Raw genomic sequence first — 22,350 nt, forward strand, 5'->3', positions numbered from 1 at the left:
TCCAGGAGACTGATATGGCGAAGCATGAGGGTCAGATCGTTATCAAGAAATACGCCAATCGCCGGTTGTACAATACGGGCACCAGCACCTATGTCACGCTGGAAGACCTGGCGGAGATGGTGAAGAGGGGCGAAGATTTTACCGTCCAGGATGCAAAAAGCGGAGATGACATCACCCATTCGGTGCTGACCCAGATTATTTTCGAACAGGAATCGAAGACCGGCAACACCCTGCTCCCGATCTCCTTCCTGCGCCAGCTCATCACCTATTACGGCGATCAGATGCAGATGGTGGTGCCGAGCTTTCTCGAACATTCGATGCGCGCCTTCACCGAACAGCAGTCCCAGATGCGTGAGCAGGTGAACCGCGCCTTCGGCGAGACGCCGCTCGGCAAGAACCTGCAACTGCCGATGCAGATGGTCGAGGACCAGGTTCGCCGCAATACCGAGCTGTTTCAGCAGGCGATGCAGATGTTCTCGCCCTTCATGACGCCGCCTGCCAAGGAAAGCCGCAAGGCCGAGGCCAAGGATATCGATGAGCTGAAGGAACAGCTCCGCGCCCTTCAGAACAAACTCGACAACCTATAATCCGATCGAGACATCCCGCCCGGCGCTCCGGATCGAGACGGCAAAACCACCGATCACATCGATCAGAGCGATCGTCAGCAATATGAAGAATACCTGCGTCGCAGCGTCCCGGACGAGCAGAAACTCGACCAGGAAGGCGATGAACACCAGCATCGACAAGATATGGTTGATGAGGTTGCCGGGGCCGGTTCTGGTCGCCTTCAGGATTTCGAAGAACAGCACGACAAGGGCGACGACGATGAAGAGATCGCCGAGCGCCATGCTCCAGATCGCACCCGAGATCATCGACAGTACGATGACGTCGTGCTGCAGCGCCGGAATGCCGCCATCGCCCATCAATCCCAGCATCGCCAGATTGTAAAGAATAAATGGGATAATCATCAGGGGCATGGCGGCTATCATCGGCAATCTCCCAGCATCATGATTTCTGAAAAATCGCATTCGATTTTCGGAAATCATGACGCGTAAATTCAAAGGGCTACAGCATCAATTGCACGTCTGAAAAGACGCGCGGCGCTGGAGCGCGCAGGAAGAATACTGCCGCAAACCGCTGCCAGACCGCAAGTCATTGCAAATATTATATCGTCGAATAGAAAAGGCCGGCGTGACGCCGGCCTTGAAACTTTCGATCGGGCAAGCCGGATCGGGAAATTATGCGCTTTCCTTCGGCGTCAGAACCTGGCGGCCGCGATACATACCGGTCTTCAGGTCGATATGGTGCGGACGGCGCAGTTCGCCGGAGTTCTTGTCTTCGACGTAGGTCGGAGCCTTCAGTGCATCTGCCGAACGGCGCATACCGCGCTTGGACGGGCTTGTTTTTCTCTTCGGTACAGCCATTTCTCTTACTCCACTTGCGGGCAAAACATTCCCACGGCCAGACTGGCGGCCGAAACGGACATGTCGCGATTTCGGAATTTGGCGCGCTTATACATGCAAGGGGTGGGCTTGACCAGTCCCCATGCATATTTTTTGCGACGCCGATGATTCCTGGCTCAAACTTCGTCTTCCGCCACGATCCAACGCTCGGCCCGTGCCGCCTCTTCCCATTTCCGCCAGGCCGGATGCGCCTTCATGGTCTCCATATAGGTCAGCGTTTCGTCCCGGTTGACGAGGTCATAGATGTCGAACCGGTTGACGACAGGCGCAAACATCGCATCTGCGCCGCTGAATGCGCCAAAGAGAAACGGCCCGCCGGATTGCTGCAGCAGGTCTCGCCAGACCGTCTCGATGCGGTTGACATCGGCGTCGACACCATCCGGCAAGACGATCCTGGCCTTGGGCCGGCGGATATTCATCGGGCAGGCGGCGCGCAGCGCCCGAAACCCCGAGAGCATTTCCATCGAAACCGAACGAGCGATCGCTCGTGCGGCCCGATCGCTCGGCAGAAGGCCGGCTTCCGGGTGAAGCTCGGCGACATATTCGATGATCGCCAGCGATTCCCAGATCTTCAATGCGCCGTGCTGCAGGATCGGCACATTGCCGCTTGGCGATACGGCCTTGATGTTGGGATTGCCGCCCGGATAGTCGAAGGGGATCAGGACTTCCTCGAAATCGATCCCGACGCCCGTCAGCGCCATCCAGGGCCGGAACGACCAGGAGGAATAGTTCTTATTGGCAATGTAGAGCGTCGGTCTATCCATGGGCTCCTCCCGTTCGGGCGTCGAAATCGAAGATCAACAGTTCGTGGAAATGGTTCATATCCTCGAACACGCAGAATGCCGGTGGCGTCAGTTCGAAAACCGGGGCCTTGCGGCGGATATGGTCGGCCACGTCGTCGAGCATCGCCTGCCAGCGCGGCAAGGCTTCGTCCTCCAGCCGTTCGATCGCATAGGCCAAGGTCATGTGGAACTTATAGTCCTCATGGTTCGGCTGGCGATAGCCGAGAAGGTCGGCAAACGCGTTGCGCCAGGCGCGCATAACCCCGCGGTCATTCTCCGTCGCCCCGTCGACGAGGAGGCCCGATGGCCGAGCTTCGACAATGGCGACCTTGAAGGGATCGAACATCGTAAAACCTTCAAGCCTGGCAGCCATCAACTCGGTCATGTCATCGATCGGCGTCTCGAGCGGGAGATCGCCCGGCCAGTAATCCTGCCGGCGCCGGGTCTCGATGATACCTTCGAAAAGCGTCATGTGAAGGCTTGATATCGGCGTGAACAGGAACTGCGAAGCCTCCGGCATTGCCAGATATTTCTCCCGCGCCTCGATCAGCACCGCCTGCGACGGCGAACCCTTTTCGGCATGGCAGACGATGGTGTTGCCGGCTTCCGGCAGAAAGCCGCCGACCTTACGATAACGGCTGCCGAGATGGGCGGGCGGGTTCGGATTGTGCGTCTTCGAATAAAGGAGAAGCTCGGGAGAAAACGTCGTGACGGTCATGGGGCGACTCGAGGGCTCTGATTAGACTCCATTCGCCCATATGGCAGAACCAAGAATGTCAGATGACGGCGGATGCCCCCATTCGAAAATCTGGAGCGCCGTTCCTAACGACACGTTCTGATATCACTCATAGATGCACTTGATGTAGTCGCCGGAACCCTGTGCCCGCCGCTCGATCACACCCGCGAGCCGGCGAAGGCCTCGTCCCGGCTTGCCGGCATTGCGATCGATCGGGTTCGGCAGCGAGACCGCAAGCAGCGACGCCTGGCGCCGCGTCAGCTTCGAGGCTGGCACCTTGAAATGATGCTGGGCCGCCGCCTCGATGCCATAGATGCCGGGACCCCATTCGGCGATATTGAGGTAGATTTCCATCAGCCGCCGTTTCGACAGGACGAAATCCGTGGAGACGGCCAGAGGAAGCTCCATCGCCTTGCGCACAAAGGAGCGGCTGTTCCAGAGAAAGAGGTTCTTCGCCGTCTGCATCGGGATGGTGCTGCCGCCGCGCGTCGCCTGGCCTTTCAGCGTATCCTCGACCAGCATGCGCATCTCGGCCCAGTCGACGCCGCCATGGAAACAATATTGCCCATCCTCGGACATCATCACCGATTGCACCAGAACCGGGGCGATCTCATCAAGCGACACCCATCTGCGGTCATAGCCGCGCAACAGCACGAGATCGCGCAGCATCAGCGTCGAGACCGGATGAATGAAGGGCAACAGGTAGAAGAAGATCAGCGCATAGGGAAGGACCAGCAGGGTCAGCACGGCAAGGACAATGCGTTTCAACACACGCCGGTCTCCAAACCATCGCCGCTCGGCCGGCGCGTCGACGCTGTCCTCTATCTCTGGCGCTATATCCAATGTCCCCAGCCCGATTTCGCTCCTATCGTTCTCATAACCCCTGTGCGGCGCTTATGCCAGAGTACATGGGAAATCTTGCGGCAGCCATCGACAATTCCGTTGCAAGCCCCCATTGCGCCATGCCAAACAGCGCCCATGGATGCGAACCGGGTCACTTTCGAAACCAGGCTGAAGCACAACGCCCGCGAGATCGAGGCGCTGCTCGACGCATTGCTTTTACCGAACAGCCTCTCCGACGAAATCGCCAGGCCCGAGACCTTGCGCAGCGCCATGCACTACGCCGTGCTGAATGGCGGCAAGCGGCTGCGCCCGTTTCTGGTCGTCGAAAGCGCCGCCCTTCTCGGCGGTGACGCCGAGGCGGCCCTTCGTGTCGGCGCAGCCCTCGAATGCGTCCACTGCTATTCGCTCGTGCATGACGATCTGCCGGCCATGGACGATGATGATCTGCGCCGCGGCAAACCGACGGTCCACATAAAATTCGACGAAGCCACCGCGATCCTAGCAGGCGACAGCCTGCTGACCTACGCCTTCGACATCATCGCCGCGCCGGAAACGGCCCTTCCCGATACGAGCAAGGCAGCGCTGGTGCTGGCCCTTGCCCGCGCCGCCGGTCTCGGCGGCATGGCCGGCGGCCAGGCGCTCGATCTCGCGGCGGAAAGACAGGCCCCTGACGAGGCCGGCATCATCCGCCTGCAGGCGATGAAAACAGGCGCGCTGATCCGCTTCGCCTGCGAAGCCGGCGCCCTCATCTCGGCAAGTCCGCCGGAAGATCGCCGCCGCCTGCGCGCTTTCGGCGAAAAAATCGGCCTTGCCTTCCAGCTCGCCGACGACATCCTCGACCTGACCTCTGATGCTGCGACCATGGGCAAGGCGACCGGCAAGGATGCGGCCCGCGGCAAAGGAACGCTCGTCGCCCTGCACGGCATGGAATGGGCCGAGACCGAGCTCCGCCGGCATGTCGCCGATGCCGAGACGCTGCTTGCCCCCTACGGCGCCCGCGCCTCGACCCTCATCGCCGCGGCGCAGTTCATCGCCGACCGGAAGAGCTGACGGACCCGGACTCAGAAAAATGGGCAGCTCAGGCTGCCAATATCGCCTTGAGAGCGGCAACCAGACCGGCGCATTCCTCGTCGGTGCCGATACTGATGCGCAGGAAATCTGCAATACGCGGCTTGGCAAAAAGCCGGACGAGGATGTCCCGCTCGCGCAGAGCGGCGAGAAGCGCGGCACCCGACCGGCTTTCGTGCCTGGCAAAAATGAAATTCGCCTGGGACGGCAGAACCTCGAAATCCAGCGCTTCGAGTTCCGTAACGAGATGGTCCCGGCTGGCAATGAGCTTCTTCCGGCATGTCTCGAACCATGCTTCGTCCTGGATCGCGGCGGTCGCGGCGACCTGCGCCAGGCGATCGAGCGGATAGGAGTTGAAGCTGTCCTTGACACGCACCAACGCCTCGATCAGTTCCCGCTGCCCCAGCGCGAAACCGACGCGCAGGCCCGCAAACGAGCGGGATTTCGACAAAGTCTGGATGACAAGCAGGTTGGGATATCGGGAAATCAGCGGGATGGCGCTTTCACCGCCGAAGTCGACATAGGCTTCGTCTATCACGACGACCGCATCCGGATGGGTGGCGACAAGCGCCTCGATGTCAGCGAGCGGCAGGCCGATGCCGGTCGGCGCATTCGGATTGGGAATGATGATCGCGCCGCATGGCCTGTCATAATCCGCGAGCCGGATCTGGAACCTGTCATCGACCGGTATCTCGATCGCTTCAATACCGTATAGCAGGCTATAGGTCGGATAGAAGCTGTAGGTCACGTCGGGATAGAGCAGCGGCAGATCGTGTTTCAGCAGCGCCTGAAACACATGCGCTAGAACCTCGTCGGAACCATTGCCCACGAAGACTTCGTCCGCCGTTAGAGCGTGACGCGCCGCGATCGTCTCGCGCAATTCCGTGGCTGAAGGATCGGGATAGAGCCGCAGACGATCGTCCGTCGCTTGCCCGATCGCCTCAAGCGCCCGGGGAGACGGCCCATAGGGATTTTCGTTGGTGTTGAGTTTCACCAGGCCGGGAATGCGGGGCTGCTCCCCCGCGACATAGGGCTGAAGCTTGCTGACGATATCAGACCAGTATCGGCTCATCGAATTCGCTGCCGTTCATTCCGCCGCGGTGCGCTGACCGAAGCGCTTCTCGATATAGTCGACGACAAGCGCCTCAAAATCTGCCGCGATATTGGGGCCGCGCAGTGTCAGCGCCTTCCGGCCGTCGATAAAGACGGGAGCCGCCGGCGTCTCGCCGGTGCCGGGGAGCGAAATGCCGATATCGGCATGTTTGCTTTCTCCCGGCCCGTTGACGATGCAGCCCATGACGGCGACGTTCAGCGCTTCGACGCCGGGATATTTCTCCCGCCAGACCGGCATGTTCTTGCGGATGTCGTTCTGGATGTTCTGGGCAAGCTCCTGGAACACCGTCGAGGTCGTGCGCCCGCAGCCGGGACAAGCGGCAACGACAGGTATGAACTGGCGGAAGCCCATGACCTGCAGGATTTCCTGCGCCACCTGGACTTCGCGCGTGCGGTCGCCGTTCGGCTCGGGCGTCAGCGACACGCGGATCGTATCGCCGATGCCGTGCTGCAGCACGAAGCCCATCGCCGCCGACGAGGCGACGATGCCCTTGGTGCCCATGCCGGCCTCGGTCAGACCGAGATGCAAAGCATGATTGGAGCGTTCGGCAAGCATCGAATTGACGGCGATCAGGTCCTGCACCTGGCTGACCTTGGCCGACAGGATGATGCGGTTGCGCGGCAGGCCGATTTCTTCGGCAAGGGCTGCCGAGAGCAGCGCCGACTGCACGATCGCCTCGCGCGTCACCTGCCGGGCCGAAAGCGGCGAGCCGGCTGCGGCGTTCTGATCCATCAGCGCCGTCAGCAGATCCTGATCGAGCGAGCCCCAGTTGACGCCGATGCGCACCGGCTTGTCGTAGCGGATCGCCATCTCGATGATCTCGGCGAACTGCTTGTCCTTCTTGTCCTTGAAGCCGACATTGCCGGGGTTGATGCGGTATTTCGCCAGCGCGGCGGCACAATCGGGATGATCGGCAAGCAGCTTGTGGCCGATATAATGAAAGTCGCCGATCAGCGGCACGTCCATGCCGAGCCGCAGCAACCGCTCGCGGATCTTCGGCACGGCGGCGGCACTCTCGTCGCGGTCGACGGTGATGCGCACCAGTTCCGAGCCCGCCCGGTGGAGGGCGGCGACCTGGGCGACGGTCGAATCGATATCGGCCGTATCGGTGTTCGTCATGGACTGCACGACGACCGGCGCCCCGCCACCGACAATGACGCCGCCGACATCGACGGCAACGGAAGCGCGGCGCGGTTTCGGATCAAAATCGGCGGCTGAAGACATGAAGCGCTTTTTCACCCCTAAAAACAGTGCCTTTCAGGTGGATCATGACCGCTTTCTTGTCAACCGCCCCCGATATCACTTTTGTTGGGAGGCGGCTCAGTGGCCGCCTCCGGAGACCCCATCGGCATAGTGGGCGAGCTTGGAGAACAGGAGAACGACCAGCAGCAGCACCGGCAGCGCCATGAAAACCACCGCAAAACCAATATGCTCGGCGACGAAGCCGATGAGGGACGGCGCAACCAGCATGCCCGAATAACCCATGGTCGTGACCACGGAGATGCCGATGCCGGGCTTGAGGCCGGGAATGTTGCCCGCCGCCGAGAAGGCGATCGGCACCATGTTGGAAATGCCGATACCGCAAAAGGCAAAGCCCAGAATGGCAAGCTCGGCATTGGGCGCCAGGCCGGCAAGCAGCATGCCGACGATGGCAAACAGCGTGCAGATCCGCAGCGTTTTGACGCCGCCGAGACGATCGCGCACCACGTCGCCGGCAAAGCGCATGATCGCCATGGTCGCCGAAAAAGCTGCGAAACCAAGACCGGAAAGCGCCACGGATGCACCCATTTCCTGCCTGAGATAGAGCGCGCCCCAGTCCAGAACCGCACCTTCCGGCACCATGGAGAACAAGGCCATCAATCCGAGCAGCCACGGCAGCGGCACCATCGGCAGTCTTGTCTTTTCCTTCTTGGCATCGGGATGCGGCGGATCGGCAAGGATCATCGGCCATGCCAGAGCGAGGAAGATTGCCGCCAGCACCGTTGCCAGTTGCGCATGGCCGAGAATGCCGAGCTTGGAAATCACGATGCCGCCGAGGCCGGAGCCGATCAGCCCGCCAAGGCTCCAGAAAGCGTGGCAGGACGACATGATGGCGCGGCGCATGGATTTCTCGACCGACACCGCATTGGCATTCATCGCCACATCCATCGCGCCGATGAAGCCGCCGAACAGGAACAGCGCGATTGCCCCGGTGATCACATTTGGCGCGAGCGTCAAGGCCAGCAGCAGCGGCAACACGCAGGCAGCCAGGACCTGAACGACGATACGCGAGCCGTGTTTGGCGATCTGCGCCCCGGCGATCGGCATCATGACCAGCGAGCCGACGCCGAAGATGAGGATCATCAGCCCGAGCTCGAACTTGCTCAGCGCCAGCCGCTCGGCAAAATCCGGGATCTTCGGCGCCCAGCAGCCGACGACGAAGCCGTTCATGAGAAAAAGCAGGGAAACAGCCGCCCTGCTTCTGGTAACGAAGCCGCTCCGAGCTCCCGCCGGCGCACTCACATGACTGTCCATTTTCGGTCTTTCCTCATTGCCGGGCTTGCAAGCGCCCGATTTCCCTAAACTCTGTGGCCGCAGCCTCAGTTCGTTTCCTCGGCGATCACCGTTCTGCATCCGCGCTCGCGGTAGCGGCCGAGTACGGCCGGATCGGCATCGTGCTCGACGACCAGGCATTCGCAATGCGCAACCGGCAGGATACTATGCGGCGCGGCCGTACCGAATTTCTCCGAGGTGACCGCCACCAGCACTTTTCTGCTCCTGGATGCCGCGAACCGCTTGAACTCCGCATCCTCGAAACCGAACGCGGTGATACCGGCCTCGAGATCGACGCCGCAGGCGCCGAGAATGCAGAGATCGGGCGAAATCTGCTCCATGTCCCGGAGAGCCTTGGCGCCGAGCGCCCCGCCCGTCTGCCGGTCCACCATTCCACCGATCAGGATGACGTTGACGGCAGGCTTGTCGATCAGTGCGGCGGCGATCGCCGGCGCATTGGTCGCGGCCGTCAGCTCGAGTTCGGCCGGCAGTGCGTTGGCGATCGCCAGATTGGTGCTGCCGGCATCGAAGAACACACACGAACCGGCGGCAATCTGCGTTGCCGCGGCGCGCGCCAGAGCCTGTTTCCGGCCAGCGGCAAAACCGATGCGTTGCGTCAGGCTTCCATGCGCCGGCGAAACCGGCAAAGCGCCGCCATAGACCCGCTCGCAGAGCCCTGCCGCCGCCATTTCGCGCAGGTCGCGCCGCACCGTATCCTCGGAGACACCGAATTCCAGCGCAAGTTCCGCCGCCAGCACGCGGCCATTCAGCCGCAACCTTTCGGAAATCACCCCCTGGCGCTCTCGCAATAAAAAATCCTGCATGTTTCTACCGGCTCAATATTTCAAACATGAGAAACGTGCATAAACGCTGAAGACCGTGCAGGCAATCTGCACGATCACACGTTTTCTGACGTTATGAAACAAAGCTCCACTACCGGAGCGAAATATGGCCTATTGACCGGCCCACGGGCCGGGATTACCGATCGCATATTCTCGATTCCCGCCGGCATATCCGCCATCTGGTGCATTTCCGTGAAAAACTCCGTCAGCCTGGGCATTCTGCTCACGAGCGTCGCCTATATGGCGTTCACCTTCCATGACGCGATCATCAAGATCCTGACATCAACCATCCCGGTCTGGCAGATCCTGTTTTTCCGCAGTCTCACCATCCTCGTCGGTTGTCTCGCCTATGGCCGCGGCAAGCTCGTCCATCAAACGATGACATCGCCGATCATCAAGCCGATGATCGTCCGCAGCATCCTTCTTCTCTCTGCCTGGCTTTCCTATTATTCCGCCGCAAGCCGCCTGCAGCTGGCTGAAGTAACGACGCTTTATTACGCCGCACCCATCGTCGGCACCCTGCTTGCATGGCTTATCCTGAAGGAGGAGGTCACGCCGGCGCGCTGGCTTGCCGTCGGCGTCGGCTTCGTCGGCGTGCTGATCGCCTGCAACCCGATCGGCCTTGCCATCTCCTGGCCGGTCTATCTGGCGCTGCAGGCAGCCGTCCTCTGGGCCTCCGCCATGGTGTTGCTGCGCAAGACCTCGCTGCACGAGAAGACCATCGTCCAGCTTGCCGTCTCCAACCTCTTTTTCCTTGTTATGACAGGCGTTGCCGTTCTCTATACGTGGCGGACGCCTGACATGACGCAGCTGGCGCTGCTCGTCGCCACCGGCGTTGTTGCCGGCGCGGCGCAGTTCGCCCTCTTCGAAGGCATGCGCCGGGCGCCCGTCTCCGTGCTTGCGCCATTCGAATACACGTCTCTCGTCTGGGCCTTCCTCCTCGGCTATCTGATCTGGGCCGATATCCCCACGCATAATGTCATCGCCGGCGCATGCATGATCCTCGGGGCCGGGTTGATCATCATCGTCAGCGAAAGGCTGCGCCGTCGCATCGCTGTCTGATGCGAATTTTCCAAGGGATTCCCGGCTCAACCGGCCGCTTGAGAAAAATATTTGCAGTTGCTGCTTTTATTCGCAGTTTTTTACGCTTCCTGCGCCCTAATTTTCTGCGAACTATCCCTCATCCGATGACAACCTCCCAAGGATGGATATAACAATGAACTGGCTGAAAACCGTCGCTGCTGCCGCCCTCATTCAGGCTGCGGCCCTCTTGCCCGCCCATGCCGGCGAAAACCTCGCCGCCATTAAATCGGCCGGCGTCTTCAAGATCGGCACCGAGGGCACCTATGCGCCCTTCACCTATCATGACGAAAGCGGCAAGCTCGTCGGCTTCGATGTCGAGATCGGCGAAGCCATCGCCGCCAAGCTCGGCGTCAAGGCCGAATTCGTCGAAGGCAAGTGGGACGGCCTGATCGCCGGCCTCGACGCCAAGCGCTACGACACCGTCATCAATCAGGTCGGCATCACCGAAGCCCGCAAGCAGAAATACGATTTCTCCGAGCCCTATATCGCATCCAAGGCCGTGCTGATCGCCCGCGACGGCGACGACAGCATCAAGTCCTTCGCCGACCTCAAGGGCAAAAAATCCGCCCAGTCGCTGACCAGCAACTTCGGCAAGCTCGCCACCGAAGCCGGCGCCGAACTCGTCGGCACCGATGGTTTCGACCAGTCGATCCAGCTGGTGCTGACCAAGCGCGCCGATGCCACGATCAACGACAGCCTCTCCTTCCTCGACTTCAAGAAGCACAAGCCGGACGCGCCGGTGAAGATCGTCGCCGAGCAGGAAAATGCCGACTATTCCGGCGTCATCATCCGCAAGAACGAGCCGGAGCTGCTTGTCGAAATCAACAAGGCGCTTGCCGACATCAAGGCCGACGGCACTTATAAGAAGATTGCCGACAAGTATTTCGGCCAGGACGTTTCCAAGTAAGCTTCGTTCAGGAAAAGTCCCCTCCCCAACCCCTCTCCACAAGGGGGAGGGGCTTCGATGCCGCACTGTTCTCATCTCAAAACAGCCTCTCAGCCAACAGGACGGTCGCTATTTGGTGCGCCGGGGCCTCCGCTAAGCCCCTCCCCCTTGTGGGGAGGGGTTGGGGAGGGGTATGCCACTTCAACGTACCAACCGACGAGAGGGAACTCCCTTGGCGCACTGGCTCCAACTGATGGTGGAATCACTCCCCTCGCTCCTTTGGGCTGGGTTGATCTTCACCATTCCGCTGACCCTGCTATCCTTCGTCTTCGGCCTCGCCCTCGGGCTCGCCACCGCGATCGCCCGGCTGTTCGGGCCGATGCCGCTTTCCGCCGTCGCCCGCTTCTATGTCTGGGTCATTCGCGGCACGCCGCTGCTCGTCCAGCTCTTCGTCATCTTCTACGGCCTGCCGAGCCTCGGTATTCTGCTCGATGCCTTTCCCGCCGCCCTGATCGGCTTTACCCTGAATATCGGCGCCTACAGCTCCGAGATCATCCGCGCCGTCATTTCCTCGGTGCCGAAGGGCCAGTGGGAGGCCGCCTATTCGATCGGCATGAGCTGGCGCCAGGCGATGAGCCGCACCATCCTGCCGCAGGCCGCCCGCGTCGCCGTGCCGCCGCTGTCGAACACCTTCATCTCGCTGGTCAAGGACACCTCGCTTGCCGCCGCCATCACCGTGCCGGAACTCTTCCAGGCGGCGCAGCGCATCGTCGCCACCACCTATGAGCCGCTGATCCTCTATATCGAGGCGGCGCTGATCTATCTCGTCCTGAGCTCCGTCCTCTCGCAGCTGCAGGTGCGGTTGGAGCGCCGCTTCGCGCGTTACGGCGGCATGCTGGAGGCAAATGCATGATCGAGCTTTCCAACATCGAAAAGCGCTTCGGCGATGCGGTTATCCTGAAAGATATCAGAATCCGCATCCCTGAAGGCAGCGTCACCGCGCTAGTCGGGCCGTCCGGCGGCGGGAAGAGCACGCTGCTACGCTGCATCAACCTGCTCGAAATCCCGACCGCCGGTTCCATCCGCCTCGGAGAGGAAACGCTGGCCTTTGCGCCGGGCAAACGAACGAGCTGGTCGGCGATCCAGAAGATCCGCCGCCAGACCGGCATGGTCTTCCAGAACTTCCAGCTTTTCCCGCATCAGACCGCGATCGAGAATGTCATGGAAGGCCTGGTCACGGTGTTGAGATGGCCGCGAGAAAAGGCCCGCGAGCGCGCCATGGAGCTGCTGGCCAAGGTCGGCATGACCGAAAAGGCGAACGCCTGGCCCTCAACGCTTTCAGGCGGCCAGCAGCAGCGTGTGGCGATTGCCCGGGCGCTGGCGCCGTCGCCGCGCGTGCTTCTTTGCGACGAGCCGACCTCGGCGCTTGATCCGGAGCTTTCGGCCGAGGTGGTCGATGTGCTCGGCCGTTTGGCCGGAGAAGGCACGACGATGGTGATGGCGACCCATGATCTCAGGCTTGCCTCGAAAATCGCCAATGACGTCGTCTTCCTGGAAGCCGGAAGCGTGGTGGAAACGGGCAGCGCCAAGGCGATCTTCAATACGCCCCAGCGCGAACGCACCAAGCGCTTCATCTCGACGATCAACGCCGCCCATACCTACGATATCTGAGACAATGCCGGGATGCGAACATCCCGGCATTGCTGGAACTGCAATCAGGAGGCCGTGACGACGGCGCGCGCAGCCTTGAGCGCATTGCCCCACCAGGTGATCTGGTCGAGCAGGTTCTTGCCAGCCTCGTTGAGATGCGCGTAATCCCCCAGGCTCTTGCCCTCCTTGAGAACGGCAAGATATTCGCTGAATGCGATGTGGACGCCGGTCTTGACGGAAGCGGCACTCATTTCCACGAAGATCAGACGAAGCTGCTCGACCGCACGTGCGCCGCCGACGCCGCCATAACCGACGAAACCGACCGGCTTCTGGATGAATTCGCCGAGATCGATCGCATTCTTCAAAACAGCCGTCGGCGCATGGTTGTATTCGGCGACGGTGAATATGAAGCCATCGAATTCGCGCAGCTTCTTCTTCCAGCGCTCGGCGGATTCGCTTTCAGCCGTCGTGGCGCGCTCTTCGCCAAAGAAATGCATGGGATAGTCGAGAAGATCGAGAATCTCGACTTCGAGATCGGAGCGCTGGCTGACCAGTTCGGCGATCCACTTGGCCGGATGTTCGGCGAAACGGCCAATACGCGTGCTGCCGACAATGACGGCAATCTTCAGCTTACTCATGGAGATGGTGTCCTGATTGGTCTTGGGGGCGGATGGAGGGAGTGCCAATCTATGAGAAAACCTCCTCGCCGGGCAAGGCGAGGAAGCCGCTGACGCTTCGAAAAATCAGCTTTTTTGTCAGACCGACCGTACACAATCGGGTGATCGGCAGCATGGCCGAATGCAACCTTTCGGAAACAATCGGCGCCGCTCACCCACCGTAAACGACGAGCAGGTCCTTGGCATCGATCTGGTCGCCGGCGCGTACCAGCACCTCGGAAATCGAGCCGTCCTTTTCCGCATGCAGCGCCGTTTCCATCTTCATCGCCTCGATGGAAACGAGCACATCGCCGGCGCTGACGGCCTGGCCGGGCGAGACGAAGACACGTGAGATGACACCCGGCATCGGCGCACCGACATGGACGGCATTGCCCGGTTCGGCCTTGCGGCGGACCGCGGCACCCGTCGCCCCATGGGCCCGGTCCGGCACCTTGATGCGACGCGGCTGGCCATTGAGCTCGAAGAAGATGGTGACCATGCCCTGGCTGTCGGTCGCGCTCATCGCCTGGTTGACGATGACGAGAGTCTTGCCACGTTCGATATCGGCAAACAGCTCCTCGCCATCCTTAAGGCCGTAGAAATAGGCCGGCGTCGGCAGCACCGAGACCGGGCCGTAGGTATCGGAGGCTAGTGCAAAGTCGGTGAAGACTTTCGGATACATCAGATAGGAGGCGAATTCGAAGTCGCTGACCTCGCGCTCCAGCTTGGTCTCAATGACCTTACGCTCGGCATCGAGATCGGCCTCCTTGAGCAGCGAGCCGGGACGCACCGTATAGGGCCTGTCGCCCTTCAGCGCCTTCTTCTGCAGCGCTGCCGGCCATCCCGACGGCGGCTGGCCAAGATCGCCCTTCAGCATCGAGACCACCGATTCCGGGAAGGAGACTTCGCGGTCCGGGCTGATGACGTCGGCGACCGTCAGATCCTGGCTGACCATCATCAGCGCCATGTCGCCGACCACCTTGGAAGACGGCGTCACCTTGACGATATCGCCGAACATCTGGTTGGCGTCGGCATAGGCCTGCGCCACCCGATGCCAGCGGGTTTCGAGGCCGAGCGAACGGGCCTGCTCCTTGAGATTGGTGAACTGCCCGCCGGGCATTTCATGCAGATAGACTTCCGATGCCGGACCCTTCAGATCGCTTTCGAAGGCGGCATACTGGTTGCGCACCGCTTCCCAATAGAAGGAGATGCGGCGGATCCATTCCGGATCGAGGCCCGGATCGCGTTCGGTGCCGCGCAACGCCTCGACGATCGAGCCGAGACAGGGCTGCGAGGTATTGCCGGACAGCGCATCCATGGCCGCATCGACCGCATCGACGCCGGCATCGACGGCGGCAAGCACAGTCGCCGCCGCAATTCCCGACGTATCATGGGTATGGAAATGGATCGGCAGGCCGGTCGCTTCGCGCAGCGCCTTGAACAGAACCTTGGCCGCCGCGGGCTTCAGCAGGCCCGCCATATCCTTGAGCGCGATGATGTGGGCGCCGGCCTTCTCGAGTTCGACCGCAAGGTCGGTATAATATTTCAGGTCGTATTTCGGGCGGGCCGAATTGAGGATATCGCCGGTATAGCAAATCGCCGCCTCGCAGAGCTTGTTCTCCTCGGCAATGGCATCCATCGACACCCGCATGTTCTCGACCCAGTTCAGGCAGTCGAAAACGCGGAAGAGATCGATGCCGCCCTTGGCCGCCTGGCGGACGAAATATTTGACGACATTGTCGGGATAGTTGGTGTAGCCGACGCCATTGGCGCCGCGCAGCAGCATCTGCAGCAGCAGGTTCGGCGCCCCCTCGCGGATCAGCGCCAGCCGCTCCCACGGATCCTCGGTCAGGAAGCGCATCGAAACGTCGAAGGTCGCCCCGCCCCAGCATTCGAGCGACAGGAGGTTCGGCAGCGCATGCGCATAGGTGCCGGCGATGCGGGCGATGTCATAGGTGCGCATGCGGGTGGCGAGCAGCGACTGATGGCCGTCGCGCATCGTCGTGTCGGTCAGAAGCACGCGCTTCTCGTTGCGCATCCATTCGCCGAATTTCTTCGGGCCGAGCGTGTCGAGCAGCTGCTTGGTGCCGTCCTTGACGGTGTTGCCGTTGGCGTAGGGCACCACCGGCTGGGCGGCATTGTCAAGCGGCCGCGGCCTGTCCTTGGCCTCGGGATGGCCGTTGACGGTGACATCGGCGAGATAGGTCAGAAGCTTCGTCGCGCGGTCCTGGCGCTTGACCTGCTGGAAGAGTTCCGGCGTCGTGTCGATGAAGCGGGTCGTGTAGCTGTTGTCACGGAATTTCGGATGGCCGATGATCGCTTCGAGGAAGGTCAGGTTGGTGGCGACGCCGCGGATACGGAATTCGCGCAGCGCCCGGTCCATACGGGAAATCGCCTCGGACGGATTGGGCGCCCAGGCCGTCACCTTGACGAGCAGCGGATCGTAGTAGCGGGTGATGATCGCGCCGGAATAGGAGGTGCCGCCGTCGAGGCGGATGCCGAAACCGGAGGCCGAGCGATAGGCGGTGATGCGGCCGTAATCCGGAATGAAATTGTGCTCCGGATCTTCCGTGGTGATGCGGCACTGCAGCGCGTGGCCGTTGAGGCGGATGTCGGCTTGCGCGGGAACGCCCGATTCCGGCGTGCCGATCGCAAAGCCGTCGAGAATGTGGATCTGCGCCTTGACGATGTCGATGCCGGTGACGACTTCGGTCACCGTATGTTCGACCTGGATGCGCGGATTGACCTCGATGAAATAGAATTTGCCGGTATCGGCATCCATCAGATATTCGACGGTACCGGCGCCGACATAGTTGGTCGCCGCTGCAATCTTCAGCGAATAGGCGGCAAGCTCCTGGCGCTGCGCTTCCGAGAGGTAGGGCGCCGGCGCGCGCTCGACGACCTTCTGGTTGCGGCGCTGGATCGAGCAGTCACGTTCGAACAGATGCACGACATTGCCGTGCGTATCGCCGAGAACCTGGCTTTCGACGTGGCGGGCGCGCTCGACGAGCTTTTCCAAATAGACCTCGTCCTTGCCGAAGGCGGCCATCGCCTCACGCTTGGCCTCCGTCACTTCGCGGGCAAGGTCCTTCGGATCGCGGATGGCGCGCATGCCGCGCCCGCCGCCGCCCCAGGAGGCCTTCAGCATGACGGGATAGCCGATCTCCTCGGCCATCTTTGCCACTTCCTTCATATCGTCCGGCAGCGGCCCGGTGGCCGGCACCACAGGCACGCCGACCGAGATCGCCAGGTTGCGCGCCGCAACCTTGTTGCCGAGCTGCCGCATTGTATCGGCCTTCGGGCCGATGAAGATAATGCCGGCCTCGTTGCAGGCATCGACGAATTCGGGGCTTTCCGACAGCAGGCCGTAGCCGGGATGAATGGCGTCGGCGCCCGAGAGCTTGGCAACGCGGATCACCTCATCGATCGACAGATAACTTTCGATCGGGCCCATGTCCTTGGCAAGATGCGGGCCGCGGCCGACCTGATAGCTCTCGTCCGCCTTGAAGCGGTGCAGCGCCAGCTTGTCTTCCTCCGCCCAGATCGCCACTGTTTTTATTCCAAGCTCGTTGGCCGCGCGGAACACGCGAATGGCAATTTCGGAGCGATTGGCAACGAGAATCTTGGAAATGGGCAAAACGGTCTCCTCAGACGTTCAGACGCGGGCATGCTGCACCCGCGAAGGAAATTCTTAACTTCTTGTCACAGGAAGTTCAATTTCTCTTGCGACTGCGAAATGCAATTTCTCGCCATTTTGGATGCGAATGATATCAGGCCATGCCGGTTTAAATCTGAGACCTTATTTAAATCAAAGAAGTAACATGAAAACCGCTGATACTTTCGGCACCAGCCTCTAGCGTATCAGACCGTGACGAAACGCAAGCGCCACCGCCTGCTGCCGGTTTTTCGCCTTCAGCTTGTTCTGCAGGCCGTTCATATACCAGTCGACGGTGTGGTTTGAGATCTTCAACATCTTGCTGATTTCTATCGAAGTCATGCCTTCGGCGAGATAATGCAGGATTTCCATTTCGCGTCGCGTCAGCGGCGTATCGGCCGGCAGCACGGTTTCCAGCGCCTCAGCCTCGCCTCTCAGCTCGAGCAATCGCCAGAAGGACTTGCGTGCCACCGCCTCGAACAGGGCGATCTCCATCGGTGACAGCTCGACGGGCTTGCCGGCGAGACTGAGGCTGCCGAGAATGCCGTTCCGTCCGTGGATCGGAAAGATGTAACCGTCTTCCAGTCCGTGACCGAAAGCATCGACCATCATCTGCTCCATACGGCGCTGCTGCGCATCCTTGCGGAAGGCTGCCAAGCTTTCCCGCCAGCTGAAAGGCCGCTGCGCATGGGCGAGGTAGCGCACCATCGGATCGATCAGGACATATTTTTTCGCGGTATAAATCTGCGGCCATTGTTCCGGCCAGCGGCCGGCAAGCGCCGCAGCCCAGGGTTCCGGAATCTGCTGTGCCGGATTCTGCGGCAAATGGCGCAGTAGGCCGTAATATTCGAAGCCGCAATCGCGGATGACATGCTCCAGCTCGGTGACGACAGCTTGAGGATTTGACGATTCTCCCAGAACGATAAGCAATTGAATTAACGATGTAATATTCACAAAGCGCCCCTTGTCCGGACCGGTGCCCGCATCGAGGCCGTCGGCGGCTTTCACATTGTCGCGAAACGGTCTTCTTCAAAAAATGCAGTCTCTAATTTAATGCTGCGCTAAACATTTATTAAAATGCAAGCGCAAATTGTTGCGGGGATATAGCCGAGCAATAATTTGAGCGCCAGGGTTATCTCGTCGCATCCTGGGATAGCACGATCGGGTAATCGTCGCGGGATTGAACCCTGAATACGCCGTTAATCGCCGGTTCAGGTAACCTTTTGTAGCATCGCATCATCCCGTTTTTCGCAGATGCACAAGAGGTTCGACGTGACGCTATTCAAGGTCTATGCAAGAGCTCTGCGCTATCTTGGCGCCTACAAGCTGCGCGTATCCCTGGTCGTGGTGGCCAACATCGTTCTGGCGACGATTACCATCGCGGAGCCGATCCTGTTCGGTCGTATTATCGATGCGATTTCCGGCAAGGGTGAGGTCAAGCCCATCCTGTTCATGTGGGCGACTTTCGCCGTCTTCAACACCATTGCCTTCGTCCTGGTCGCCCGCGAGGCCGACCGGCTCGCCCATGGCCGGCGGGCGACGCTGCTGACGGAAGCCTTCGGTCGCATCATTTCCATGCCGCTCGGCTGGCACCATCAGCGCGGCACCTCCAACGCGCTGCATACATTGCTGCGCGCCTGCGAAACGCTGTTCGGCCTCTGGCTGGAATTCATGCGCAACCACCTGTCGACGGTGATCGCGCTTGCTCTTTTGATACCGACCGCAATGTCGATGGACCTGCGCCTTTCAGCCGTCCTGATGGTGCTCGCCATCGCCTACTGGCTGATCGGCCGCGTCGTCATGAGCCGCACCAAAGACGGCCAGGCTTCGGTCGAGAACCACTATCACACCGTCTTCTCGCATGTCAGCGACTCGATCAGCAACGTGTCGGTGCTGCACAGCTACAACCGCATCGAGGCTGAAACCAGGGCGCTGAAATCCTTCGCCGACCGTCTGCTCGAAGCCCAGTATCCGGTGCTCGACTGGTGGGCGATCGCCAGTGCGCTGAACCGCATGGCGTCGACCATTGCGATGATGGTGGTCCTGATCATTGGTACCATGCTCGTTCAGTCCGGCCAGATACGCGTCGGCGACGTCATCGCCTTCATCGGCTTCGCCAACCTGCTGATCGGCCGCCTCGACCTGATGCGCCAGTTCGCCACGCAGATTTTCGAGGCCCGCTCCAAGCTCGAGGAATTCTATGCGCTCGAGGACTCGGTGCGTGACCGTGAAGAGCCGGCCGGCAACGGCGAGATCAAGGAGGTCAAGGGTGCGATCGAATTCCGCGACGTCTCCTTCGGCTTCGGCAACTCCTCGCAGGGCCTGCACAATGTCTCCTTCTCGGTGAAGGCAGGCCAGACGGTCGCCATCGTCGGCCCGACCGGCGCCGGCAAGACGACGCTCGTCAACCTGCTCCAGCGGGTCTACGACGCTCAGGGCGGCCAGATCCTCGTCGACGGCACCGATATCACCAAGGTGACCCGCAAGTCGCTGCGTCGCCATATCGCCACCGTCTTCCAGGATGCGGGCCTGCTGAACCGCTCGATCAGCGACAATATCCGCCTTGGCCGCGAAGGCGCCAGCGAAGAGGAAATGCGCCGTGCGGCCGAAGCCGCCGCCGCCGCCGACTTCATCGAGACCCGCGAGGATCGCTACGATACCCATGTTGGCGAACGTGGCAACAAGCTCTCCGGCGGCGAGCGCCAGCGCATCGCGATTGCCCGCGCCATCCTCAAGGACGCGCCGATCCTGGTGCTCGACGAGGCGACCTCGGCGCTCGACGTCGAAACCGAAGCCCGCGTCAAGGCGGCGATCGACAATCTGCGCCAGAACCGCACCACCTTCATCATCGCCCACCGCCTGTCGACGGTCCGCGAAGCCGATATGGTGCTCTTCCTGGATGACGGCCGCGTGGTCGAACAGGGCAGCTTCGACGAACTCAGCCACAGCAACGGCCGCTTCGCCGCCCTGCTGCGCGCCAGCGGCATCCTGACGGACGAAGAGGTCCGCAAGGCCCACACCACCGAAGCCGCCTGATCGGTTCGGGTTTCGAGATAAAGGCCGGAAGGGCAACTCCTTCCGGCCTTTTTGTTTGCCTGAGCCCGGGAGGCGGCGTTGAGCGTGTGGCACCCCCTCTGCCCTGCCGGGGTCCCCCACAGGGGGGAGATCGGCTGGGCGGACCCGTTTCAACATCGATTGCTTGGGGAGATTCCATCCCGAGTCGATCTCCCTCCTTGTGGGGGTCCGAAGGACGGGTCGAGACCCGCGGCTCGACCCCGGGTCGGCAAGGCGGAGGGGGTATCCCACCCGCAACATCTCCGCTCTGACCCAGACAGATTGATCACCCCGCCGATCTTCCCTAACCTTCGCCAGTCAACGAGCACGAGGGAGAAACCCATGAAGGTCCTGCGCATCGTCGCCAATATCCAGGCACCGGACTTCACCCGGCCAAACGCTTCTATCAGGATATCCTCGGTCTCGACGTCATCATGGACCACGGCTGGATCGCGACCTTCGGCGCCGCAACTGATATGACCGTTCAACTCAGCATCGCCAGCGAAGGTGGTTTCGGAACACCGGTGCCTGACCTCTCGATCGAGGTGGACGACCTCGATGCCGCTTTCGAGGCAATGTCGGCCTCCGGCTTTCCCATCGAGTACGGCCCCGCCGACGAACCATGGGGCGTCCGTCGCTTTTACGTGCGCGATCCCTTCGGCAAACTGGTGAACATCCTCGTCCATAAAAATTAAGCCGGCAGCCCTTCGGCCGCCGGCTCCTTCATCTCCGATGATCCCGGACCCTATTTCCGATCGTTGCGGCGATAGGTATTTGCCGTGCCGATACGGACGGGAATCGCCATGGTGGCGGGCTTCGTGACCAGTTTCGTCTTAACCTTGCCCTGCTGGCGCTTGCGCTCGAGATAATAAGCATAGGCGAATTGTGTCGCGACACCTGCAATCACGAAGAGCGGACCGACCAGCGGATCCTTGTTGGTGATATAGAGCACCACCTGGCCGATCATGGCGAGGATTGTGCCGGCGACGAAGATGTTCAGCGAATGGCGGCCGAGGATCGTCAGCGGATGGTGCGCAGGACGGCGCAGAATGCGCGAGAACGCCGGAATGCTGATGACGAGATAGGTCAGCGCCAGCACATGCAACAGACGCGGCAGCGACAGGAAGGTCTTGTCGAAACCGGTGATGACGGTCGGCAGGCCAAGCGCGGCCAGCGAATTTCCGAGGGCCCACAGATGGCCGGTCACCCAGATAAAAGACAGCGCGACGTAAGCGGCCGCAGCCGCAAGCAGCAGCGGATGCCGCGGGATTGTGCCGCCGCGCTTGATATGCAGCATCGAAACGATGCCGATCGTAAACAGGAACTGCCAGGACAGCGGATTGAGGAACCAGTAGCTCTCGATCAGCATGTTGTGCGGCGCCACCTGGTAGATGCCCGCAAGCAGCCAGACCGTGCCGGAAACGCCAAGCGCCAGCAACGGGCTGCGCGCATTCAGAAGCAGGATGACCGGCACCATCAGCATCAACGCGCCGTACATCGGCAGGATATTGTTGTAACCGATCTGGTGACCGAGCAGCAGCAGCGCCGGAATGCCTTCCTTCAGGTTCATCAGCACCGCGAGGATGTTGATTTCGACCAGCAAGCCCGGCCGGTGAAACAGCCAGGCGCCCGAGATGAACAGCGCCAGCGTCATGAAGGTGGTGATCATGTGGGCGAGGTAGAGCGTGAAGGCGCGTTTTATTGCCTTGATCGCCATCTTGAGCCGGTTGCCCGGCCGGAACCCGGAACCATAGGCCAGGCCGACGGCAATGCCGGAGATCAGCACGAAGGCCTCGGCAGCGTCGGAAAAACCGAAATTCTTCGTCGTCGCATATTCGAAAATCTGCCCGGGAACATGATTGATGAAGATCATGATCAGCGCCACGCCGCGCAACACGTCGAGCCTCGTGTCACGTGTTGGCGCAGCTGCGGATAGGGAACTGCGCCCAGCGACGATGGCTTCGGTCGGCGTGCTTGCCATGGGTC

The 22,350-nt window shown here is 61.1% G+C and carries 20 protein-coding genes and 1 pseudogene; 8 read left to right on the forward strand and 13 right to left on the reverse strand.

Annotated elements, in window-relative coordinates; translation table 11 throughout:
- Positions 1–14: 14 nt before the first annotated feature.
- The gene (phaR, locus tag QMO82_RS22270) at positions 15–587 is read left to right on the forward strand and encodes a polyhydroxyalkanoate synthesis repressor PhaR (RefSeq protein WP_183608517.1); all 573 of its coding nucleotides are present in this window, start codon (positions 15–17) and stop codon (positions 585–587) included.
- Here phaR and QMO82_RS22275 read toward each other — a convergent pair.
- The 5 genes from QMO82_RS22275 to mtgA form a co-directional block, all read right to left on the reverse strand.
- Positions 582–989, reverse strand: coding sequence for a hypothetical protein (locus QMO82_RS22275; RefSeq protein ID WP_183608516.1), 408 nt, complete (start codon positions 987–989; stop codon positions 582–584). The genes phaR and QMO82_RS22275 overlap by 6 nt on opposite strands.
- Before the next feature lie 249 nt (positions 990–1,238).
- A complete protein-coding gene (gene rpmF, locus QMO82_RS22280; RefSeq protein WP_003543812.1) occupies positions 1,239–1,424 on the reverse strand; it encodes a 50S ribosomal protein L32 in 186 nt (61 codons plus the stop codon).
- Between the two features lie 155 nt (positions 1,425–1,579).
- The gene (locus QMO82_RS22285) at positions 1,580–2,227 is read right to left on the reverse strand and encodes a glutathione S-transferase family protein (protein ID WP_183608515.1); all 648 of its coding nucleotides are present in this window, start codon (positions 2,225–2,227) and stop codon (positions 1,580–1,582) included.
- Entirely contained in the window at positions 2,220–2,963 is a 744-nt protein-coding gene (locus QMO82_RS22290; protein ID WP_183608514.1) for a DUF1868 domain-containing protein, read from the reverse strand. The genes QMO82_RS22285 and QMO82_RS22290 overlap by 8 nt, the downstream gene beginning before the upstream one ends.
- A gap of 123 nt (positions 2,964–3,086) precedes the next feature.
- Positions 3,087–3,824 (reverse strand): monofunctional biosynthetic peptidoglycan transglycosylase, encoded by a 738-nt coding sequence (gene mtgA, locus QMO82_RS22295; protein ID WP_183608513.1) that lies wholly within the window; start codon positions 3,822–3,824, stop codon positions 3,087–3,089.
- A 135-nt stretch (positions 3,825–3,959) separates the two neighbouring features.
- Between mtgA and QMO82_RS22300 the strand changes: the two genes are divergently transcribed.
- Positions 3,960–4,874 (forward strand): polyprenyl synthetase family protein, encoded by a 915-nt coding sequence (locus tag QMO82_RS22300; RefSeq protein ID WP_183608512.1) that lies wholly within the window; start codon positions 3,960–3,962, stop codon positions 4,872–4,874.
- Positions 4,875–4,902: 28 nt separating this feature from the next.
- Here QMO82_RS22300 and hisC read toward each other — a convergent pair whose 3' ends face one another.
- From hisC to QMO82_RS22320, 4 genes are all read right to left on the reverse strand, one after another.
- On the reverse strand, positions 4,903–5,964 hold the full coding sequence (gene hisC, locus QMO82_RS22305) for a histidinol-phosphate transaminase (protein ID WP_183608511.1): 1,062 nt from the start codon (positions 5,962–5,964) through the stop codon (positions 4,903–4,905).
- Positions 5,965–5,979: 15 nt separating this feature from the next.
- Positions 5,980–7,230 carry a flavodoxin-dependent (E)-4-hydroxy-3-methylbut-2-enyl-diphosphate synthase gene (ispG, locus tag QMO82_RS22310; protein ID WP_183608510.1) on the reverse strand — a complete coding sequence of 417 codons (1,251 nt, stop codon included), beginning with the start codon at positions 7,228–7,230 and terminating at the stop codon, positions 5,980–5,982.
- Between the two features lie 96 nt (positions 7,231–7,326).
- Complete coding sequence (locus QMO82_RS22315) at positions 7,327–8,520, reverse strand: MFS transporter (RefSeq protein WP_183608509.1); 1,194 nt, start codon at positions 8,518–8,520, stop codon at positions 7,327–7,329.
- 65 nt (positions 8,521–8,585) lie between these two features.
- The gene (locus QMO82_RS22320; RefSeq protein WP_183608508.1) at positions 8,586–9,362 is read right to left on the reverse strand and encodes a DeoR/GlpR family DNA-binding transcription regulator; all 777 of its coding nucleotides are present in this window, start codon (positions 9,360–9,362) and stop codon (positions 8,586–8,588) included.
- Between the two features lie 210 nt (positions 9,363–9,572).
- Here QMO82_RS22320 and QMO82_RS22325 point away from each other — a divergent pair, with 210 nt between their 5' ends.
- From QMO82_RS22325 to QMO82_RS22340, 4 genes are all read left to right on the forward strand, one after another.
- Positions 9,573–10,442 (forward strand): DMT family transporter, encoded by an 870-nt coding sequence (locus QMO82_RS22325; protein ID WP_183608507.1) that lies wholly within the window; start codon positions 9,573–9,575, stop codon positions 10,440–10,442.
- 154 nt (positions 10,443–10,596) lie between these two features.
- Positions 10,597–11,370, forward strand: coding sequence for an amino acid ABC transporter substrate-binding protein (locus QMO82_RS22330; protein ID WP_183608506.1), 774 nt, complete (start codon positions 10,597–10,599; stop codon positions 11,368–11,370).
- 211 nt (positions 11,371–11,581) lie between these two features.
- Positions 11,582–12,262 carry an amino acid ABC transporter permease gene (locus QMO82_RS22335; RefSeq protein ID WP_183608505.1) on the forward strand — a complete coding sequence of 227 codons (681 nt, stop codon included), beginning with the start codon at positions 11,582–11,584 and terminating at the stop codon, positions 12,260–12,262.
- A complete protein-coding gene (locus QMO82_RS22340; RefSeq protein WP_183608504.1) occupies positions 12,259–13,020 on the forward strand; it encodes an amino acid ABC transporter ATP-binding protein in 762 nt (253 codons plus the stop codon). The genes QMO82_RS22335 and QMO82_RS22340 overlap by 4 nt, the downstream gene beginning before the upstream one ends.
- 44 nt (positions 13,021–13,064) lie before the next feature.
- Here the strand turns inward: QMO82_RS22340 and QMO82_RS22345 are convergent, their stop codons facing one another.
- From QMO82_RS22345 to QMO82_RS22355, 3 genes are all read right to left on the reverse strand, one after another.
- Positions 13,065–13,637: an NADPH-dependent FMN reductase gene (locus QMO82_RS22345; protein WP_183608503.1), complete on the reverse strand. Its 573-nt coding sequence runs from the start codon at positions 13,635–13,637 to the stop codon at positions 13,065–13,067.
- Between the two features lie 190 nt (positions 13,638–13,827).
- Entirely contained in the window at positions 13,828–17,292 is a 3,465-nt protein-coding gene (gene pyc, locus QMO82_RS22350; RefSeq protein ID WP_183608502.1) for a pyruvate carboxylase, read from the reverse strand.
- A gap of 216 nt (positions 17,293–17,508) precedes the next feature.
- Positions 17,509–18,264, reverse strand: coding sequence for a LuxR family transcriptional regulator (locus QMO82_RS22355; protein ID WP_183608501.1), 756 nt, complete (start codon positions 18,262–18,264; stop codon positions 17,509–17,511).
- A gap of 318 nt (positions 18,265–18,582) precedes the next feature.
- Between QMO82_RS22355 and QMO82_RS22360 the strand changes: the two genes are divergently transcribed.
- Together QMO82_RS22360 and QMO82_RS22365 are read left to right on the forward strand one after the other, a co-directional pair.
- The gene (locus tag QMO82_RS22360; protein WP_183608500.1) at positions 18,583–20,346 is read left to right on the forward strand and encodes a glucan ABC transporter ATP-binding protein/ permease; all 1,764 of its coding nucleotides are present in this window, start codon (positions 18,583–18,585) and stop codon (positions 20,344–20,346) included.
- 360 nt (positions 20,347–20,706) lie between these two features.
- Positions 20,707–21,059: pseudogene (locus QMO82_RS22365) on the forward strand (VOC family protein).
- 50 nt (positions 21,060–21,109) lie between these two features.
- Here the strand turns inward: QMO82_RS22365 and QMO82_RS22370 are convergent.
- Positions 21,110–22,345: an OpgC family protein gene (locus QMO82_RS22370; protein WP_183608499.1), complete on the reverse strand. Its 1,236-nt coding sequence runs from the start codon at positions 22,343–22,345 to the stop codon at positions 21,110–21,112.
- Between the last annotated feature and the right edge of the window lie 5 nt (positions 22,346–22,350).

It is taken from the genome of Rhizobium sp. BT04 (assembly GCF_030053135.1).
In the GTDB taxonomy this organism is placed as follows: domain Bacteria; phylum Pseudomonadota; class Alphaproteobacteria; order Rhizobiales; family Rhizobiaceae; genus Rhizobium; species Rhizobium binxianense.

Coding starts and splice junctions, on each gene's coding strand:
- ispG (WP_183608510.1), bottom strand. CDS start 7,230: ATGTCTTCAGCCGCCGATTTTGATCCGAAACCGCGCCGCGCTTCCGTT.
- QMO82_RS22320 (WP_183608508.1), bottom strand. CDS start 9,362: ATGCAGGATTTTTTATTGCGAGAGCGCCAGGGGGTGATTTCCGAAAGG.
- QMO82_RS22340 (WP_183608504.1), top strand. CDS start 12,259: ATGATCGAGCTTTCCAACATCGAAAAGCGCTTCGGCGATGCGGTTATC.
- hisC (WP_183608511.1), bottom strand. CDS start 5,964: ATGAGCCGATACTGGTCTGATATCGTCAGCAAGCTTCAGCCCTATGTC.
- QMO82_RS22285 (WP_183608515.1), bottom strand. CDS start 2,227: ATGGATAGACCGACGCTCTACATTGCCAATAAGAACTATTCCTCCTGG.
- QMO82_RS22300 (WP_183608512.1), top strand. CDS start 3,960: ATGGATGCGAACCGGGTCACTTTCGAAACCAGGCTGAAGCACAACGCC.
- phaR (WP_183608517.1), top strand. CDS start 15: ATGGCGAAGCATGAGGGTCAGATCGTTATCAAGAAATACGCCAATCGC.
- QMO82_RS22345 (WP_183608503.1), bottom strand. CDS start 13,637: ATGAGTAAGCTGAAGATTGCCGTCATTGTCGGCAGCACGCGTATTGGC.
- QMO82_RS22370 (WP_183608499.1), bottom strand. CDS start 22,345: ATGGCAAGCACGCCGACCGAAGCCATCGTCGCTGGGCGCAGTTCCCTA.
- QMO82_RS22330 (WP_183608506.1), top strand. CDS start 10,597: ATGAACTGGCTGAAAACCGTCGCTGCTGCCGCCCTCATTCAGGCTGCG.
- QMO82_RS22290 (WP_183608514.1), bottom strand. CDS start 2,963: ATGACCGTCACGACGTTTTCTCCCGAGCTTCTCCTTTATTCGAAGACG.
- QMO82_RS22315 (WP_183608509.1), bottom strand. CDS start 8,520: ATGGACAGTCATGTGAGTGCGCCGGCGGGAGCTCGGAGCGGCTTCGTT.
- rpmF (WP_003543812.1), bottom strand. CDS start 1,424: ATGGCTGTACCGAAGAGAAAAACAAGCCCGTCCAAGCGCGGTATGCGC.
- QMO82_RS22275 (WP_183608516.1), bottom strand. CDS start 989: ATGATAGCCGCCATGCCCCTGATGATTATCCCATTTATTCTTTACAAT.